This is a genomic window from Ruegeria sp. HKCCD7255, from assembly GCF_013031565.1.
Lineage (GTDB): Bacteria > Pseudomonadota > Alphaproteobacteria > Rhodobacterales > Rhodobacteraceae > Ruegeria.
Map to the genome: position 1 here is coordinate 140,938 of NZ_WQAG01000002.1, position 15,731 is coordinate 156,668.

General features: G+C 52.4%; 13 protein-coding genes and 1 tRNA gene. 7 read left to right on the forward strand and 7 right to left on the reverse strand.

Translation table 11 applies throughout. The annotated features are described in order from the left end of the window. Positions 1–193 precede the first annotated feature (193 nt). Both lipB and GOX45_RS04465 read right to left on the reverse strand, forming a co-directional pair. A complete protein-coding gene (lipB, locus tag GOX45_RS04460; RefSeq protein ID WP_171098427.1) occupies positions 194–844 on the reverse strand; it encodes a lipoyl(octanoyl) transferase LipB in 651 nt (216 codons plus the stop codon). A gap of 39 nt (positions 845–883) precedes the next feature. Then, the gene (locus GOX45_RS04465; RefSeq protein WP_171098428.1) at positions 884–1,543 is read right to left on the reverse strand and encodes a DsbA family oxidoreductase; all 660 of its coding nucleotides are present in this window, start codon (positions 1,541–1,543) and stop codon (positions 884–886) included. 143 nt (positions 1,544–1,686) lie between these two features. Here GOX45_RS04465 and GOX45_RS04470 point away from each other — a divergent pair. Both GOX45_RS04470 and GOX45_RS04475 read left to right on the forward strand, forming a co-directional pair. Continuing rightward, positions 1,687–1,773 (forward strand) — tRNA-Leu (locus GOX45_RS04470). 112 nt (positions 1,774–1,885) lie between these two features. Next, positions 1,886–3,211: a site-specific integrase gene (locus GOX45_RS04475; protein ID WP_171098430.1), complete on the forward strand. Its 1,326-nt coding sequence runs from the start codon at positions 1,886–1,888 to the stop codon at positions 3,209–3,211. A gap of 296 nt (positions 3,212–3,507) precedes the next feature. Here GOX45_RS04475 and GOX45_RS04480 read toward each other — a convergent pair whose 3' ends face one another. Beyond that, positions 3,508–3,906, reverse strand: coding sequence for a hypothetical protein (locus GOX45_RS04480; protein WP_171098432.1), 399 nt, complete (start codon positions 3,904–3,906; stop codon positions 3,508–3,510). Positions 3,907–3,971: 65 nt separating this feature from the next. On the opposite strand from GOX45_RS04480, the gene GOX45_RS04485 reads away from it, so the two are divergent. Then, positions 3,972–4,553: a hypothetical protein gene (locus GOX45_RS04485; RefSeq protein WP_171098434.1), complete on the forward strand. Its 582-nt coding sequence runs from the start codon at positions 3,972–3,974 to the stop codon at positions 4,551–4,553. 507 nt (positions 4,554–5,060) lie between these two features. Here the strand turns inward: GOX45_RS04485 and GOX45_RS04490 are convergent. Both GOX45_RS04490 and GOX45_RS04495 read right to left on the reverse strand, forming a co-directional pair. Next, the gene (locus tag GOX45_RS04490) at positions 5,061–5,930 is read right to left on the reverse strand and encodes a hypothetical protein (protein WP_171098436.1); all 870 of its coding nucleotides are present in this window, start codon (positions 5,928–5,930) and stop codon (positions 5,061–5,063) included. 870 nt (positions 5,931–6,800) lie between these two features. After that, complete coding sequence (locus GOX45_RS04495; protein WP_171098438.1) at positions 6,801–7,448, reverse strand: hypothetical protein; 648 nt, start codon at positions 7,446–7,448, stop codon at positions 6,801–6,803. A 289-nt stretch (positions 7,449–7,737) separates the two neighbouring features. On the opposite strand from GOX45_RS04495, the gene GOX45_RS04500 reads away from it, so the two are divergent. Together GOX45_RS04500 and GOX45_RS04505 are read left to right on the forward strand one after the other, a co-directional pair. Beyond that, a complete protein-coding gene (locus GOX45_RS04500) occupies positions 7,738–7,929 on the forward strand; it encodes a hypothetical protein (protein ID WP_171098440.1) in 192 nt (63 codons plus the stop codon). Between the two features lie 360 nt (positions 7,930–8,289). Continuing rightward, positions 8,290–9,507 (forward strand): hypothetical protein, encoded by a 1,218-nt coding sequence (locus tag GOX45_RS04505; protein WP_171098442.1) that lies wholly within the window; start codon positions 8,290–8,292, stop codon positions 9,505–9,507. A gap of 370 nt (positions 9,508–9,877) precedes the next feature. On the opposite strand, the gene GOX45_RS04510 is transcribed toward GOX45_RS04505, so the two are convergent. Both GOX45_RS04510 and GOX45_RS04515 read right to left on the reverse strand, forming a co-directional pair. Further along, positions 9,878–11,371, reverse strand: a complete 1,494-nt coding sequence (locus GOX45_RS04510; RefSeq protein ID WP_170532676.1) for a DUF1254 domain-containing protein — start codon at positions 11,369–11,371, stop codon at positions 9,878–9,880. Between the two features lie 34 nt (positions 11,372–11,405). Continuing rightward, on the reverse strand, positions 11,406–12,917 hold the full coding sequence (locus GOX45_RS04515; protein WP_217350277.1) for a DUF1214 domain-containing protein: 1,512 nt from the start codon (positions 12,915–12,917) through the stop codon (positions 11,406–11,408). A 111-nt stretch (positions 12,918–13,028) separates the two neighbouring features. Here GOX45_RS04515 and GOX45_RS04520 point away from each other — a divergent pair, with 111 nt between their 5' ends. Then, positions 13,029–14,036, forward strand: coding sequence for an AraC family transcriptional regulator (locus GOX45_RS04520; protein WP_171098444.1), 1,008 nt, complete (start codon positions 13,029–13,031; stop codon positions 14,034–14,036). 706 nt (positions 14,037–14,742) lie between these two features. Continuing rightward, on the forward strand, positions 14,743–15,726 hold the full coding sequence (locus GOX45_RS04525; protein WP_171098446.1) for a glycosyltransferase family 2 protein: 984 nt from the start codon (positions 14,743–14,745) through the stop codon (positions 15,724–15,726). Positions 15,727–15,731 lie beyond the last annotated feature (5 nt).

Sequence of the window (15,731 nt, forward strand, 5' to 3'; positions counted from 1 at the left end):
ACACCACTCACTCATGAACGGTAAGTACACATTACGTGGAGTGAGGCCATTTGTGAGGAGCAAAGTGAAAAATCCCTAAATTTTACGGAAATCTGGGGTATTTCACGCTCAAACGGGAAACAGAAGTTTCAGGTGTAATCTATTGTCACCAAACCGTCGTCAGATGACGATTCGACAGACGCATATCAGAGGCTCAGTCGTCGCCAAAAACCGTCTCGAATGTCCTCTGCAGCGCGACATCAACATCTGCCATCGTCACCGGTAAGCCCAGATCGACCAGCGAGGTTACACCATGGTCCTGGATGCCGCAGGGAACGATCCCGCTGAAATGTTCCAGATCAGGTTCCACGTTGATCGAGATTCCATGGAAGCTGACCCATTTACGCAATCGAATTCCAATGGCTGCGATCTTGTCTTCGGCGGGTTGGCCGTTGGCAGTCAGAGGCTTGTCTTTGCGTTGAACCCAGACGCCCACGCGTCCCTCGCGAATCTCGCCGGTCACGTTGAATTCTGCCAACGCAGAGATCACCCAATTCTCCAGCTGTTTGACAAAGCGCCGGACATCGTGGCCGCGTTTGCCCACATCCAGCATCACGTAGACGACCCGTTGTCCGGGTCCGTGATAGGTGTACTGGCCACCGCGTTTGCTTTCATAGACAGGAAAACGATCCGGGTCGGTCAGGTCTTCGCGCCGGGCCGAGGTCCCTGCGGTATAAAGCGGGGGATGTTCCAGCAACCAGATACACTCATCCGCCTCGCCAGCCGCAATTGCTGCAACGCGTGCCTCCATAAAAGCGACAGCGTCGTCATAATCGGTCAGACCATCCGAGGTTTTCCATTCCATGGGGCGTCCATAGACCGTCTTTAAGGTCGGGGAAAGGGCTCAGGCCGCCTCGGCCAAGCAACGTTGCAGAACCTCTACATAGGTGTCCGTACCCTGTGCTCCGGACAGCAGGTATTTGCCGCCAAACACCATCGACGGAACACCGGAAATACCACGGCTGGTCCAGAACTGTTGTTTTTCGCGCACCGGTGCGACATGCGCGCCCGAGGTCAGGGCTTCGCGCGCTACTTCGGGGTCGAGACCGGCAGCCTCGACCGCCTCCAGCAACACGTCCGTGTCCGAGACATCGCGTTGCCGGGTGAAATAGGCGTCAAACAAAGCAAGCTTGAGCGGGTGTTGCCGTCCTTGGGTTTCTGCCCAGTCCAACAATTGATGCGCTGCAAAAGTGTTATAGATCCGGCTGCCCTCGTCGAAATTGAAGGTAAAGCCCAGCTCTTGCCCCAAAGCGGTCAACCGATCGCGCGCCTGTTGGCTCTGTTCCGGGGTCGAGCCATATTTCTCGGTGATATGTTCGCGCAGGTTCTGACCTTCAGGCCCCATATTCGGGTTCAGCTCGAACGGATGCCAGCGCAACTGCGCCAAAACGCCTTCCTTCTGCAACGCCATATCAAGCTGACGAAATCCCACGATGCACCAAGGGCAAACAACGTCCGAGACGATATCGACTTGCAAGGTTGGGCGGGGATCTGGTGATGACATGAGACGGTCCTGAACGTGGCTTTGTTTTGGGTGCGAGCCACAAAGATATGAAACCCGGACAGGAATTCAAACCACCTCGGCATTTGCCTCTTCACAATGCCCAAAACACGGTCTATACGCCCCTCTACCAAGTCAATGACAGTGCGGTCGTGGCGGAATTGGTAGACGCGCAGCGTTGAGGTCGCTGTGGGGTAACACCCGTGGAAGTTCGAGTCTTCTCGACCGCACCAGAACTTACTTGATCAGTTGGTTTTGGGTCATATAAATAAGGGCAATCAGCATTTTCCGAGTGTGTCGCATAACGCAAACAGCACACACGGACAGCACACAATGGCCCTTAGAATGAAGATCAAATACATCGACCCAATCAGCCCTACCCAATGGCGTTTCCGCAAAAGGTGGCCCAAGCGGGTGCGCCAAATTCGCGGTGAGGATGCCTATCAGAAACACATCAAGGCGCGTGAAGGGGCAGCATTTCAGCGTGAGTACCAATTCCACCTGAGGAATTTTGACGCGATTGTTGAAGATACCTATAGGCGGCACCCTGAGGTTGACACTCGGTCGGCCACTCAGAAGTTCATCGACGCCCAGCGCCTAGCAGAGCAATACATGGAAGGTGTTCAAGGGGTGGACCCCGAAGATAGCTGGACACGCGGGGTAGTGGGGCACAGTTTGGCGGCTCGGGGCGAGGACCCCGAGGTTGTTGCTGCTATCCTGAACCCTAATCGTGAAGCCCCTAAGCCAACACTGGTCGACATGCGGGACACCTATGCGAAGGACAATGGTCTTGCTGATGATCGGAAAGAGATGGTCAGAATTGACCGCACCTTCGGTCGTCTAAGTGACGCCTTAGGGAAATCTTTGGACGAAGTGACAATTGAGAGTGTCGACCGACTGACTGCGCGGACCTTCAAGGACCATCTACTTGGGCTAAAGAAAGCTAATGGGAAACCTCTGGCACTCAAATCGTGTCAGCGCGAGATGATTATCGTGGCCGCCGCTTATCGTCATGCCGTCAGGGAACTAGAGATACCAGCAGGGCGCGACCCCTTCGAGCGTCTATCGTGGCCCAAGGAACAGGTTAGCTCGCTGGATAAGAACGTCCCGTTGCCTGACAGTGTTGTTGACGCCGTACAGAAGACCTTAGAAGGCGGTCGAAGCAAAGACCTTCCTGATATGTGGCGGGTGCTGAAAGGTACCGGGATGCGCCTAGGTGAAGCCTGTGGTCTGCGCATTAGCGACGTTGACCTAACCGGGGAAACCCCGTCCATCCTAGTCACCCCAAACGAAATCAACGGCATCAAGAACAGCAACAGCGACAGATACGTTCCAATAGCCTCAGACAGCCTCAGGGAATCCCTCAAGGCGCGTGTAGAGGGGCGTGCGGGCAACGAGCCACTGTTCCCCTCATATGGCCGTGACGGAGGCCCTACGGCTGCCTCTGCGGCGCTGATGAAGGCGGTTAGAAAGAACACCGACGACAAGCGCATGAAGGTCCACGGGTTGCGCCACAGGGCAAGCGATAAGCTGAGGGATGCAGGGGCACCTGTAGAGGTACGTCACGGGTATCTAGGGCACTCCGCTCAGTCTGTCGCTGAGAATACTTATGGTGGACGTGAGGCGCGGCTTAGAGAGTTTGCTAGGTGGGGCGTTAAGGCTGGTCTTTAGACCACACACACTAAACCAGAGTATCTCACTTCAATTCCTTAGTTGGTCTTTATCTTTAAATAGACCGTGAACTGAAGAGAAAGCTAAGTGAGGGGTGTCGGGTCACGAAAATTGGTCGCGAACGGACTGCACGGGTGAAGCCGCTGTACAAACCAAACACGATCATCCGACTGAAACACGCGAGGCTGGCGAGCGGACGTCCTTTCGTCTAGGGAATTTGAAAAACGAGTTGGACTGTTGTGCAAAACAGAAATGGTTCACAGTCACCACTGTTTGGGAAAAATAATAACACCAATCTAGTCCTGACGTCTGCGTCGCCGTGCTAGTACAACAAAGCCGTGAATCGCTGCAAACCCAAACATACTAGTCATCATCGGAAACACTATCTGAACCAGAACACCGTACCCACTGTAGCCACTGTAGCCAATCAGCCTCTGAACAAAGTAAATTTCGTAAGTCGCAATAGCGCATAAAATCGCGGCAACCAAAAACCCGGCTGATTCCCAAAAACTCTGCGGAATACGACGCGTCTCGCTCACGTGGATCGCACAAAGTATAAGAACGATCAGTGGACATCCGATACCCACCGGAACGCTTAACCACAAAGGCCAGTCCCAAAAACTCTCATGAGCCGCCGTGTGGAACCCATCACCAAAAAAAGCCCATAATTCTCTAAGTGTCATGTTGATATACATGCAATTCTAGGCAATCTCCGCAAGTCGGGTCCAATCATACCTTCAATTCACGAAAGCAATAGTCAATGAAAGCGATCACCCTATTCATTCTTCTTTTCCCCACCCTCGCTATGGCTTCTCCACAAACTGCCGCAACAGCCAATTCAGTCTATGAAGTAATTAAGGACTTCCAAACTCTAATCGCTGCAGTAGTCGGTTTCTCAGGCGTAATCTTCACCATGGTTGTCCAAGGCAGGCAGGCACGCGCACAACGCCAATACGAAGCCGAAACCGCGGCAAAAAGTATGACACAAGCCTTGGATGCAAAAATTATGACACTAGCGCAGCAGTTGCGGATCAACTCGCAAAATAGCGAAGGTAAACCATCGGAAGGTGAGGCGTCTGTCTTTCCCAACCGCCCCCTAAACCATGTCTTCCGGGCTTTGCTGCCAAAGTTCGAATTACTGCCGCCAAATGAAATCGTCAGAATAATACGTGCAAACATGTACTATGAGCAGTACTTTCAAAGACTGAGCTTTTTCGGACCTCCAACTCAACAGCTACCAAACCATATTAGCGTGCCGTCTGAACGTTTTGAGGATGCGCAGAAGCTCCAATCACTTACAGCCAATTGGATGGAAAAGCCACCAAGCTTGAAACATGAATGATTAGTGGCGATAAACAAGTTTGGTATTCGTGCGTTGTATCAGTGCAATTCCTGCCGTTGCAAAGAGGCAATTTGAAGTAGCGTTTGCAAACATAGCAGCGAGTGATTTCGCAGACCTCCAGACGCTGGTTTGAGCTCACCTCTCTCGCCCCGTGTATGGCGAACTTTAGTAGGACATAGACGGCACTAGAAACGGGTCGGGAGAAATGAACTCTCCTACGGACCGGTTTTGGCCATACAAATAAGGGGTATTGGGGGCCGTTCCCGTTAGATAAAAGTTTTAGTTCAATCCCCTCTTAAGGGGCACCATCAGGGGACACTCAAGGGTCGCTTTCGCTCCGAAAGACCAATTGAGGATGGATGATGGTTTTCCATCACTTCCGGCTCAAACTCTATCACCATGTTCGCAAGAACAGGTAGGTCTGCACCTTAAGGTTAGTATCTGATCGGGCACCTGAATAATTCAGGCATACCATCAGGGGACACTTAACAATCAAATCTCGCTGCCTTAATCGCCATCGAATGATACATGCCGTTCTTGTTCAACGACGGAACCAGCACCCCGAACGTGGGGGTTCCTCCAACTTATTCCTCCCGCCCGGTTACGCATGAAGTGGCCCTGTACCCAATGGGCGCGACGCTTTGACTTGCTCTTATCGTCTCCCAAAGCGGTCTCTTGGCTTGCTTGAACCTGACGCTTCCCTAATTCGCCCAACTTAACCTTGACTATAGTTCTGTTTGGCAGAGTTCGGCCTGACTTTTGCGCCCGACGCCTTTCCGCGCGTGGGTACGCTGGTACTTCCTCTTTTTCTAGCATTGCCTTGTGTTCGAACAATATCGACATACCGACAGCGATGCTTAAGAAGTCGAAGCACAGGGATTTCTCATGTTCGATGGCTGCTTCTTCTGTGATCTCGTCGCCAATCGCGTTAGCAAGTTTCAGTGTCGGTGATTGCAAGACTTCTACCGAAGCTCCTTGAGACTTGAAGACCAGAAGGTTTGGCAACAAGCCCTCATTGTTGGCATGATATACTTGCGTGTAGAGGCTGTCTTGGTCTTGGGTGATAAGCGCAGCAGGCCACAATCCCGTTGCAGGTTGTGGTATTGTCAAGAGCATTGCGGGAAAGGGTAATCGCACACTGCTGAACATGCTGTCGAGGCCGTCCTCCTGCATCTGAAAAGACAGATTACGAAGCATCAGTTCAGCCTGTTCATCAAATTGAAATACTTGCGCGAACTCGAAAATTTCCCGTTGCCGTTCCCCGTGGAAGTCTAGCTCTTTGAGAAGGTCAGGGGCGAAAGCAGAGCGTGATATATTTTTCAGTGAAAACAGAACCGTAGGATAGTGGTCATAAAATCTCAGGAGGTTAGCGAGCATAGTTCAAATCCTAGAGTGAACGTTGTAAAGCGCGTTTCGTTTTCTCTCGACCAGGTCTATGGCCATTGGTTTGCCGCTGCCAGCTACTTTTTTTTGGCATGATCGGATTGGATAGGCAGACGCCATTCGGCGGTTAGAACCTACAGTTGAGCCTAATGGTAAACCGTAGAGGTGACCCCAAAGGGTTATGCTAAGGTGCTGGCGGGGTTGGCAAAATGTTCATCTCTTCCATGGTCTGTATCACCATCAGCGTTCCACATTTTTGGCGAAAAATTGTGAGTGGCAGAGATAGACATAGCTGCCGCGCGTACCCCCCGGTGCCCCCTGATCGAACCACTGAACAGCACACAGACAGCACACCTAAGGTGACTTCGTGTCACCGTTTAGGACACCGTCAGGCTGCCAGAGCGTTGAAAACAAGGGACATGCGGGGGATATACAATCCGTTTGATGTTGTCAGGCATCAATAGAGGCGCAGACAGCGCATCGAACTGCCGCCAACTTATTCTTGAACGGCTGGGCATCTGTGCAATTGGGCGTGTAGACCAGTCCACCTTAAGCAGACACCTAAGCCACCACCTCAGGTGCCCATCAGGTACGTGTTATACAACAACTTTTGGTATCACATATGGCGATTATTCAGTATCGCGTCATCACGCTCCGTTAAGTCACGCCGTCAGATACTGCGAACGGGACAGTGTAGGCGTACCCTCAGGCTATGACGACGGCTAAGCGGGACGAATGACATTCGCTGCACTACCCCAATGACGGCCTTTAGCAACGCAGGCAAAAACAGTCGTTAGTGTCCAATACCTACCTCTCAGTCTAGGGCTGACTTACACCGAAAGCCCGGCCAGCATGCCAGTTCTACTAAAAGCGTCCCTTCATCGTTCTTACGAGAATACGTGCGGCTGCAAGGGCTTGTTCGTTGTCCGCTGACTTCATCTGTTCTGTTAGGTATTCAAGGGATTCTTGGTTCTTTAGGTCCAGTAGTGTGCGTGCCGCATCCTCGCGATCAAAGTCGCTTGAGGCTTCCCGTAGTATCTTAAGTAGAACCTTAGCAATTTCATCTTCAGATACCGTGCTCTCAACCATAGCTGCACGTTCCGATCTGGCACTCTCTTCGAACTCGTAACTGCGCACCGGGTTTTGCCTCAATCTGTATCTATCCGGTCCGATCAGATCGATCATAAACTCGGTCTGAAGCTGTTTCAGCAATCTTTCAAACTCGACGGCATCCAACTTTCCCGGCTTCCACGCGCCGTAGCCTTTGCGAAGTTTCTCGTTTTGTGAACTATCGTACTGAGAGAAAATTTCTTGCTCTTCCATTCCATTGATTGGGTGTTTCTCCAGTATCGTTAGAATGACAAACTTTGTGCCCCGATATTTTCCTTCTCGTAACCGACGAAGCCCGCCGTCAATGAGGCTGAAGATATATCCCGCTGCAGCTCCCAACACACCAATTGCTGTTGCTGCGCCCTCTAGACCAATTGTAGTATCGAACTCCAAACCCAACATTTCACTGCCTCGCACACTTTAGAATTTGAAATGTAGGTTAGATTTTCTGAGATGTCTTCTATCAACACGATACAGCTCGCTCGCTCATAGGTGATCCAGTTCTTCAGGCATCGTGCCAAAAGCGGTTGCTATTGGAATCGGTACCTCAACGCTGCCAGAAAGGGGTCTCTCCACCAGCGGGAAATTCCCGAAAGCGTCATAAAAACAATGGGTTGACGGCGATTCCTTGAGGATTCATGTATGTGTTGCATCGTGTTGATGCAGAACTACTCAGAATAGGATTTATGGAATGATCGTCTTTGATTTTTGCTTCGGCCCCTTTGATCTGCTCATCGAACGTGAGACCCAATCAGTCTCCTTCAGGGTGACCCGTGAGGGACCCGGTGAGGTGTTCCTTGATGTTGGGCGCTACGCTCTGACCTTCACGAACCACAAGAAGTTTGGGGCAGGGCGTTCTGCTGCCTCGGGTACACACGGGTAACGGAAGGTGAAACAAAAGGTGCCCTTCTGGTGGGTTGAGGGGTACCTTAAGGCTGGACTTCAAGCATTAATCCTTTGGTCCAGTCAGAAGGTATTCTGTTAGCCACCAACGGCAGATAACGTGAGAAAGTATGATTTCGAAACTGAGCAGCACCCCGGCAGTAGAACGACGGAAATGCGCTGGTAGGGGATGTTACAAAGTTTTACTCGCGACTTAGAGTTGAAGCTCATCATGTTCATTCGCGCCACATTGTGGTTTTCCGAAAACAGACGTCAGACACCTTTATAAGTGAAAGAAACCGACCGGTGTGCCTCGCACAGTGCGGCGTTTGTGACCAATCGACCGACAAAGGAACCAAAAATGACACTCGTCTACGCCCAAAAACTGGAAGACGGCATTCTGATTTTCTCAGACACGTATTCGGAAGTTCCTATGACACAGGAACGGGCCAACCCTTTTGTCGACCCTCTGATCAAGATTGCGATGCCGATGGAAGGTGTCGTGGTTGCGTATGCCGGAAATTCCGCTCGAGCCGAAGCGGCTCTCGAGAAAATCGAGCCAAACGGCTTTGATCAAATGCTGCGGAACCTGAGAAACCAAAGCGCGCGCGATGACGTTGATTTCGTTGTGGCACGTCAAGACGATCTGTCACTGAAAAGAGTTTCATCTGGAGAGATTTCTGATGTGCCTTCTGCATTTCTTGGGAGTGCGAAGGGGTCTGAGGTGTTACAGCGGATGATCCATGATGATATTCTGCCTCAAGGCAGTCAAATTAGTTTCATTGCCATTTTTGACTTTATCTCCAAGGCGAGCCAAGAACGCTACGGAAGAGTTTTAACTGCGTTTGGCGAAACCCTTCGACAGAGTGTGCCGGATATAGGAGGCTTTTGCATCGGCTATATGATGGGACGCGAAAACGGGCGGTTTATGGGCTACTTCGAGGCCCATCGTGGCATGCTGGAAGATCATGAAATAGGCACCGATGGAAGTTCGCGCACCATAGCTTTCCAAGACAGGGTCCAGGGTGGTTTCCAGATCGTCGTTAGCGGACAAGAGGATCGATTCAGTGTCATGTACCCGATGGTGCCGTGCGCCTTTACCGTCGACTTCAAAGCAGGGGCTCCTTGGCCGGAAGTAACCCACTCGCCTCAGGAAGGTGACGTTTATGACATCGAGCATTGGCTTGTTGAGCGCGATGCAGAGCCGATGGTTAGCAGTTGGCAATCAAACGCAAACTTATGCCAGAAGGCGCTCAGACTGCTAACTTCAGGGCAATTCGACCGCGCGGAAGAGTGCATCGCAAAGGCGCTGCATAGCATCGAAAAGAAGTTCTATGAGACCTATCGAACGATTGATTTTTCAGGGTCGCTAATAAACGCTCTCGACGAACGTGGGGAATTTCAATTCAGCATTCACGATGCGTGGGACCTCTGCCAAATTGTTGTCGCACGCCGTAAATTTGCGGAAGCAAAAGGAGATAATAACTTCCTCAAAATTGCCGCGGAAGACGAAGCTGAAATCATTCAGGTAATTAACAATATGAAGTTCGCTTGCCGTATCGCGAAAGGCGGCAAGTGAAGGGACTTCAGTGCTTCGTGTGAGATCGATGCTCTGGATTTCAGTCATAAGACGGCGACCAAGTACATGAAGGTGGCAGCCATCAAGGTGAACCATGGTTCACTTTTTGCCGCTGCTGATAGCATCCGAGAATTGATCACTCATAGAGAGAAGTAGACCCCTAAGCCTGAGACCCGAGCGGCAACCTTCGACGATCTCCGTAGCTGCCTGAGCAGTACCCTCCAAACCCAATGTTATGGGCACATGAGTTGAACTACGAGGTAGTTGCCGCCCTCCCCTGGCTGTTGTCGCGTTGTTCGGGTTGCGCACTCACATGGCACGAATTCTCTTTCTCGATAGCGAACTGCATCGGCGCCAAATTGACAGTCTATCACTCCATAAGTTCGATCTCGCCCGGGCGCCACGATCCGTCGAACCAAGGCTCGAGAGGGCCATACAATCGCAATACGGTCGACCAAGATTTGCCCGGCATCGTCTGTATCCAGTTGCCCTCTTTGCCTTCAGGCGCTTCAGGCGCGAACCAGACAGTGTAACTTCCGTCTTCATTCGCTTCCAATGTAGCTTGGTTGCTGTCGACCCCTGCGAGTTTCTGATCAGTTTCGAGCAGTGAACGGGTTTGGGTGTCGTAAACGACGAAAGACCAGTAATCCTGCGCGGGCGGATTTGGCGGGATGGTGACGGAATAGGTGTTGCTCCCATCGAAGTAGTTCCCGTCACTGTCCCGGTTTGCCAGCGCATATTGCGACCCGACACCAACCTTTTGTGCAACCATGGCAGGCGTAATGCCAGTCGCGTAGTAGTGGAACAGGGTCCGCGCATCGAGGATTTTCACGTCCCCCGCCTGGAACTCATGATTGCCACCCACGAACGCCGTCTTCCAATACCCTTCGTCATAGTAGAATGGCGCACGCGAGCGAGGAGCAAAGTTCAACGACTTAGCCGCCGCCGTGCCCAATGCGACTGCCTCTGTGAGCAGCAGCCTCAGTTCGTCATCGGGTTCAAATGGTTCACCTTTCCGAATACCCAGCGAGAACATTGCTCCCATCAATTCATCGGGAAGTGCTCCTTCCGCTTCGCTGTCTACAACGGCCTTCATCTCTTCAAAGAAGGAAAAGTCATTGGCGTGTATCGTGTTGAACTGAAGATCAGTCAGGTTCACAAATTCCTGATCGGGCGGCGCGTCGCGGTCTTCCCACCGATAAACACGAAGAGTTTCCTTCACACGATCCACTGCGGCTCCAACGCCGTCTTCCCCATAAAACGCACGCAACAGAAACCAGTTCCGATAGCTTGGCGGCTTCACAATATAGTAACCGTCGTCCGGCAACTCACCTTCATAGTCGGGCGGAACGATCAAGAACTTCCCACCCTCGCCAGCGTCAGGCCCAGCGTTCCCGATGTCAGTGACATAACGCATATAGGCATCGTTCACGAACCCCAGCATGCCCGGCGGCACGTCGTAAACCACTGGCCCTTCGGACAGGTCCGTACAGTTAAGAATGTAGATTGTCGTGGTGTTCGGCGTGAGAAGAAGCGAACGGGCGTTATACAGGTCTTCAAAGATCCCGATCTTCATCGGATCAACGCCAGCGCCCTCTTCGAGCCCGTGACACATTGCATATGTTGAGGCTGCAGGCATTCCATCCATGAATACCTGCATGCCACGCATGAAATTTAATGCGTTATACGACAGCTTAGCTGTATCCGGCGTCGGCAAGCCGTCAAAATACTCCAACGTTCCAAATCGTGTCTCCACCTGATCCGGTACGATTATGCTATCCGGAACTTCAGCCTTGTACTCTTGGGCTGGAGATTGCGATGCGAGTACCAGGGCAGTCAGCACAGCTAACGACGTTGTTTTCATTGTTCGCTCCATTGGGAATTTCTGTTTGTTTTGATCAGTTTACTTTTTCTAGATCGCCCAGCATCCAGCCACTCTCCAGCCATCCGTCTTGCGGACCATATAGACGGAACAAAAGGAAGTACGGCTCAGTCGTTGGTATCCAGTTGCTTTCCATCCCTTCCGGTGCCTCTGGTCCAAAAAAGATGTCGTAAGAACCGTCTTCATTGGCTTGCATCGCATCAGTGTCGCGCTCGGACAGGCCCACTGGATCAACGTTCCGGATGAAGCTCTTGGTCTCCATCGAATAGACAATCACGGACCAGAAATCGTCGGCAGGTGTGTCTGCTGGCACGTTAAGTCTGTAAGTCTGATTGTGGTCGTACATTTCGCCGTCGCTGTCGCGAAGGCCCGTCAGGTAAAAGGTTCCGCCACCGAGTTGTTTCGGCAGGTACGTGATCCAGAAGTAGCTTCCGCCCGCACGCGCATCCACAAGGACTTCGGTCTCAGTTTCATACGGGAAACCTGCCTCGGGTTGACCTTCGGCAAAGTCCCATATCAGCCACTGGCTTTTCATCTCGCCGCTATCGTTGACCCAGAGCGGAATCATCGCTTTGCCGGGCGTTACAAAGTAGTTCTGCATTGAGGCATACGCCAACAACAAACCCTCATTCATTGCTTGCATCTGAATTTCCGATGGCTCGAAAGGTTTTCCCTTTTCGATCCCGAGATCCTTCAGGAAATTTACCATGACCTTGTCTTGTGGTCTTACCGGGTTGTTTTGAACGTAATCGTTCAAGTCCTGAAAGAAGGTCTCGTTGTAGTATGGAAGCGAGTCGTACGGCACTTCTGACGCTTCGAGATAGTTGTTGGGTGGTGGATTGTCAGCCTCAGACAGGTAGTACACTTTGATCGTTTGAGCGTAGTCGGCCGCATCGGCGTCCGTTCCGCCATTCGTCAGTTTTGGCCGGAACGAAAACCCATATTCGTAGGTATCTGTTTCAAAGGGAAGGTATCCCGCTTCAGTTAATTCCTCCAGCGACATATCCCCTTCGTAGCCTGGGGGTAGCATAAGGTACTTGCCGCCGGCACCTTCATCGAAACCGTCGGGACCAACGTCCACAATCGGAACATCCCAGGCATTTACGATTGTACCGAAGTAGTTCACCTTGTCGGTGGCAGCGGGCACTTCAATGACAAGGGGGCCGGGTTCGGAGGTCATTGAAGCCCAAGCATAGGCCGTAACATCGTTGGCCGTAAGAAACCCATGTTTGGAGTCGAACGGCTTGTTGAGATAAATGATGTCATTGTAGTCGCCACCGAGGTCGCGACGAATGCCTTTTAGGAAATCGATCATACCGGCGGCAGGCATTCCCCAGATGGCCGTCTGGGTGGCACGCTGCACCATGATCTTGTACTCGATGTCCTCGACCTCGGCTGATCGTGCAAGGATGTCGCCCGTGTCGTTGAAGGACTGGGATAAAACTGGTGAAGCAGAAATACCTGCGCCGAGCACCATTCCCAAAAAATGCATCGAAAAACCGCCGTGCAATGGCCGAAGTATTTTCATATTGCAATGCTCCCTGCTGTTTAGGGAAAGCTTGCACATCCGTTCAGCCGATGCGTATCATTTCACGACACGCGGGCGAACAAGCGGGTTGACGGATTGAACCTACCACCGATGATTTCGGCCAAGGCCTTGGGCGCGATGCCCCAGTTTGTGCTTGAGGCCGCTGGGGAAAGACGCTTGTTGCGTGCTTTTGACTCTGCCGATCTTCCTGTTCACTTCATTGAGGAAAGAGGCGGTTACATCTCGGAGCATGCCTTGGCGACCTTTGTGCACGAAGCCGCACGATCCACGGGACAACAAAACATCGGATTGTTGTGGTCACCGTATCTCACTGTCGCTGACTACGGCGCCTGGGGGAGTTACGTTCTTTCTGCTCCAACGCTTGGGGCAGCGCTAATACGAGCTTCTGCCGTTATGCCATTTCATTCGTCCACGGATCGCGCGTGGCTTGAAACTTCGGGCACAAGCGCGCGCTACTGTTATCGTTTTGGACTTCGCTCGCATTTCGCGTATCCGGACATCGGTTTCTCGGCCGTTGGGGTTTTTCTGAGCATATTCCGCGCGTATTTAGGAAGCGACTGGAAGCCATCTGCCGTGCTCTTGGACTTCCCGAAGGTTCCTGGATTTGTCGAGGCAGAAGACACCTACGCTTGTCCTGTAATCTGGAACGCCTCCCGGCTTGGGGTTGAGTTTGATGCATCGGCTTTGCGAGCCGAAACCACGCCCAAAAAACTTACCGGCGGCTCGACAACCGTCGGAGATATTTCTCGCGAACGATTGGGCGGCCCACCTCAAACACTTAGAGGACAAGTCGAGGAAGTGGTTTGGCAACAACTTCATCGGGAGGAAATGTCGATTGATGCCACCGCGCGTTCGCTTGATCTTGGCGTTCGCACACTACAACGGAAGTTAGCAAGCGAAGGGGTTCGTTTTCGCGAAATCGTCAACGATGTCAGGGTAGCAAGGGCCGAGGAACTACTCACAGATACGCGCGAGACAGTCTCCAGTATCTCCTCCATGCTAGGATATGAAACCGCAAATAATTTCAGCCGCGCATTTAGGAAGGTGACGGGACTGACTCCCTCTGACTATCGCAAGATGAACTCCGGCAATAGTTGACTAGTGGGTCGCGAGAGCAATCTTCCAATGTCTGCTTTGTCCGCCCAGAAAATCTTGAGGAACCGTGCGGCTAAGGTCCGCTTCATGTTGGCAGTGATGGTTTCACGGTCCTATTCGGATCGGGCAGCATTGGTATTGGGAAAGGACCGGCAATCAGATGGGAAGCGTATCCAGGGCATTCCGCTCAATCGGTTGCTGAGAATACTTATGGTGGGCGTGAGGCGCGGCTTAGAGAGTTTGCTAGGTGGGGCGTTAAGGCGGGGCTCTAAAGGCAAGTTTGTTAACAGCTTTGCCTGCAAAACCCAAACTGACAGATTGAATCATGCACTGGGATAGGATGCTCTATTCATCTGGGCCGACGTAGTGCCAGACACCATCGCTTGCTTCATGATAACAATTACGGTCGCCTTTTGGACTACGACGTGCCCAGGCAAGACGTCATCGCAGAACAGCGCGGTGGGCTTGAAGAAATCCTACGATCTGAAGGAGTTGTTCGCCTCAGTCGGCGGGCGCTTGAGTTCAAGGTCTGCACCCGTGCGCTTTAAAGAGGCAATGTGACATATCAGGGCGCATGTGCCACGTCTATTCAGTTTCGCCGTTTTCACACACCTCAGTGCAACATCTTCCAGACAATGCGCAGATCGGTGTCGCGGGTTGGCTTGGGCTTGTGTAAGAAAGGGCTCAAGAGCAAACCAGACCAAAGCACATGTCCCAGACCATTACTGTATTCACCACGATGAAGAATGAAGGCCCCTATATGCTGGAATGGGTCGCGTATCATCGGTCTTTGGGCGTCGACCACTTCGTGATTTTCACCAATGACTGCGAGGACGGCACCGATGAGATCGCGCGGCGCCTGCAGGCGTTGGGTGTGGCCACCCATGTGGACAACGCCGTGGGTGAGGGGGGCAACCCGCAGCACCAGATGCTGCGGCGGGCGCGGCGGCAGAAATGGGTGAAACGGGCCGATTGGCTGCTGTGTCTGGATGTGGATGAGTTCTGGAATATCCGCTGCGCCGACAACAGCTTTGGCGGGTTGATCGAAGCTGTAGAACAGAAAGCAGGGCAGCAGGTCGATGCGATCTCGTTTGCCTGGCGGCTGTTTGGCAGCTCAGGCAATGTGAGCTTCGAAGACAGGCCGGTCACGCAGGCGTTTTCGCTGGGGGATAAAGAGTTTCCCTATCACTCGGGCCGGGCTTACGGGCTCAAGACCTTGTTCCGCAACAACGGCAAATTTACCCGTTTTGGGCCACATCGTCCAAAAGGGTTTGATGAAGAGGGCGCGCAGCAGATTGCCTGGTCGGATGCCGGTGGAAATCTTTATCCAGCAAGCGATGTGGGCTGGCGGGCCTGGCGGAATTTTGAACATAGCTTTGGGCGCATCCATCACTACTCGGTGCGGTCGCTGGAAGGGTTTCTGATCAAGCGCGATCGCGGGCGCACCAATCATATCAAGGTCGACCAGGGGCAATCCTATTGGCAGGATATGAATGCCAACAAGATCAGCGACAGCTCGATTATGCCCTTGGCGGAACGGGCCGCGCCCATGCTGGCCGAGTTCAAGGCGGATGCGGAGCTGAGCCGGTTGCACGCGCAGGCCTGTGACTGGCATCGCGCCAAGATCTCCGAGATCAAGACACGCCCGGATTGGGTCGAGTTCCGGTCCTGGCTGGCCGACAATCTGGTGTGACCGCC

Excerpts from the sequence above, each read along its gene's own strand:
- lipB (WP_171098427.1), bottom strand. The coding sequence starts at position 844 with ATGGAATGGAAAACCTCGGATGGTCTGACCGATTATGACGACGCTGTC.
- GOX45_RS04465 (WP_171098428.1), bottom strand. The coding sequence starts at position 1,543 with ATGTCATCACCAGATCCCCGCCCAACCTTGCAAGTCGATATCGTCTCG.
- GOX45_RS04475 (WP_171098430.1), top strand. The coding sequence starts at position 1,886 with ATGAAGATCAAATACATCGACCCAATCAGCCCTACCCAATGGCGTTTC.
- GOX45_RS04480 (WP_171098432.1), bottom strand. The coding sequence starts at position 3,906 with ATGTATATCAACATGACACTTAGAGAATTATGGGCTTTTTTTGGTGAT.
- GOX45_RS04485 (WP_171098434.1), top strand. The coding sequence starts at position 3,972 with ATGAAAGCGATCACCCTATTCATTCTTCTTTTCCCCACCCTCGCTATG.
- GOX45_RS04490 (WP_171098436.1), bottom strand. The coding sequence starts at position 5,930 with ATGCTCGCTAACCTCCTGAGATTTTATGACCACTATCCTACGGTTCTG.
- GOX45_RS04495 (WP_171098438.1), bottom strand. The coding sequence starts at position 7,448 with ATGTTGGGTTTGGAGTTCGATACTACAATTGGTCTAGAGGGCGCAGCA.
- GOX45_RS04500 (WP_171098440.1), top strand. The coding sequence starts at position 7,738 with ATGATCGTCTTTGATTTTTGCTTCGGCCCCTTTGATCTGCTCATCGAA.
- GOX45_RS04505 (WP_171098442.1), top strand. The coding sequence starts at position 8,290 with ATGACACTCGTCTACGCCCAAAAACTGGAAGACGGCATTCTGATTTTC.
- GOX45_RS04510 (WP_170532676.1), bottom strand. The coding sequence starts at position 11,371 with ATGAAAACAACGTCGTTAGCTGTGCTGACTGCCCTGGTACTCGCATCG.
- GOX45_RS04515 (WP_217350277.1), bottom strand. The coding sequence starts at position 12,917 with ATGAAAATACTTCGGCCATTGCACGGCGGTTTTTCGATGCATTTTTTG.
- GOX45_RS04520 (WP_171098444.1), top strand. The coding sequence starts at position 13,029 with ATGATTTCGGCCAAGGCCTTGGGCGCGATGCCCCAGTTTGTGCTTGAG.
- GOX45_RS04525 (WP_171098446.1), top strand. The coding sequence starts at position 14,743 with ATGTCCCAGACCATTACTGTATTCACCACGATGAAGAATGAAGGCCCC.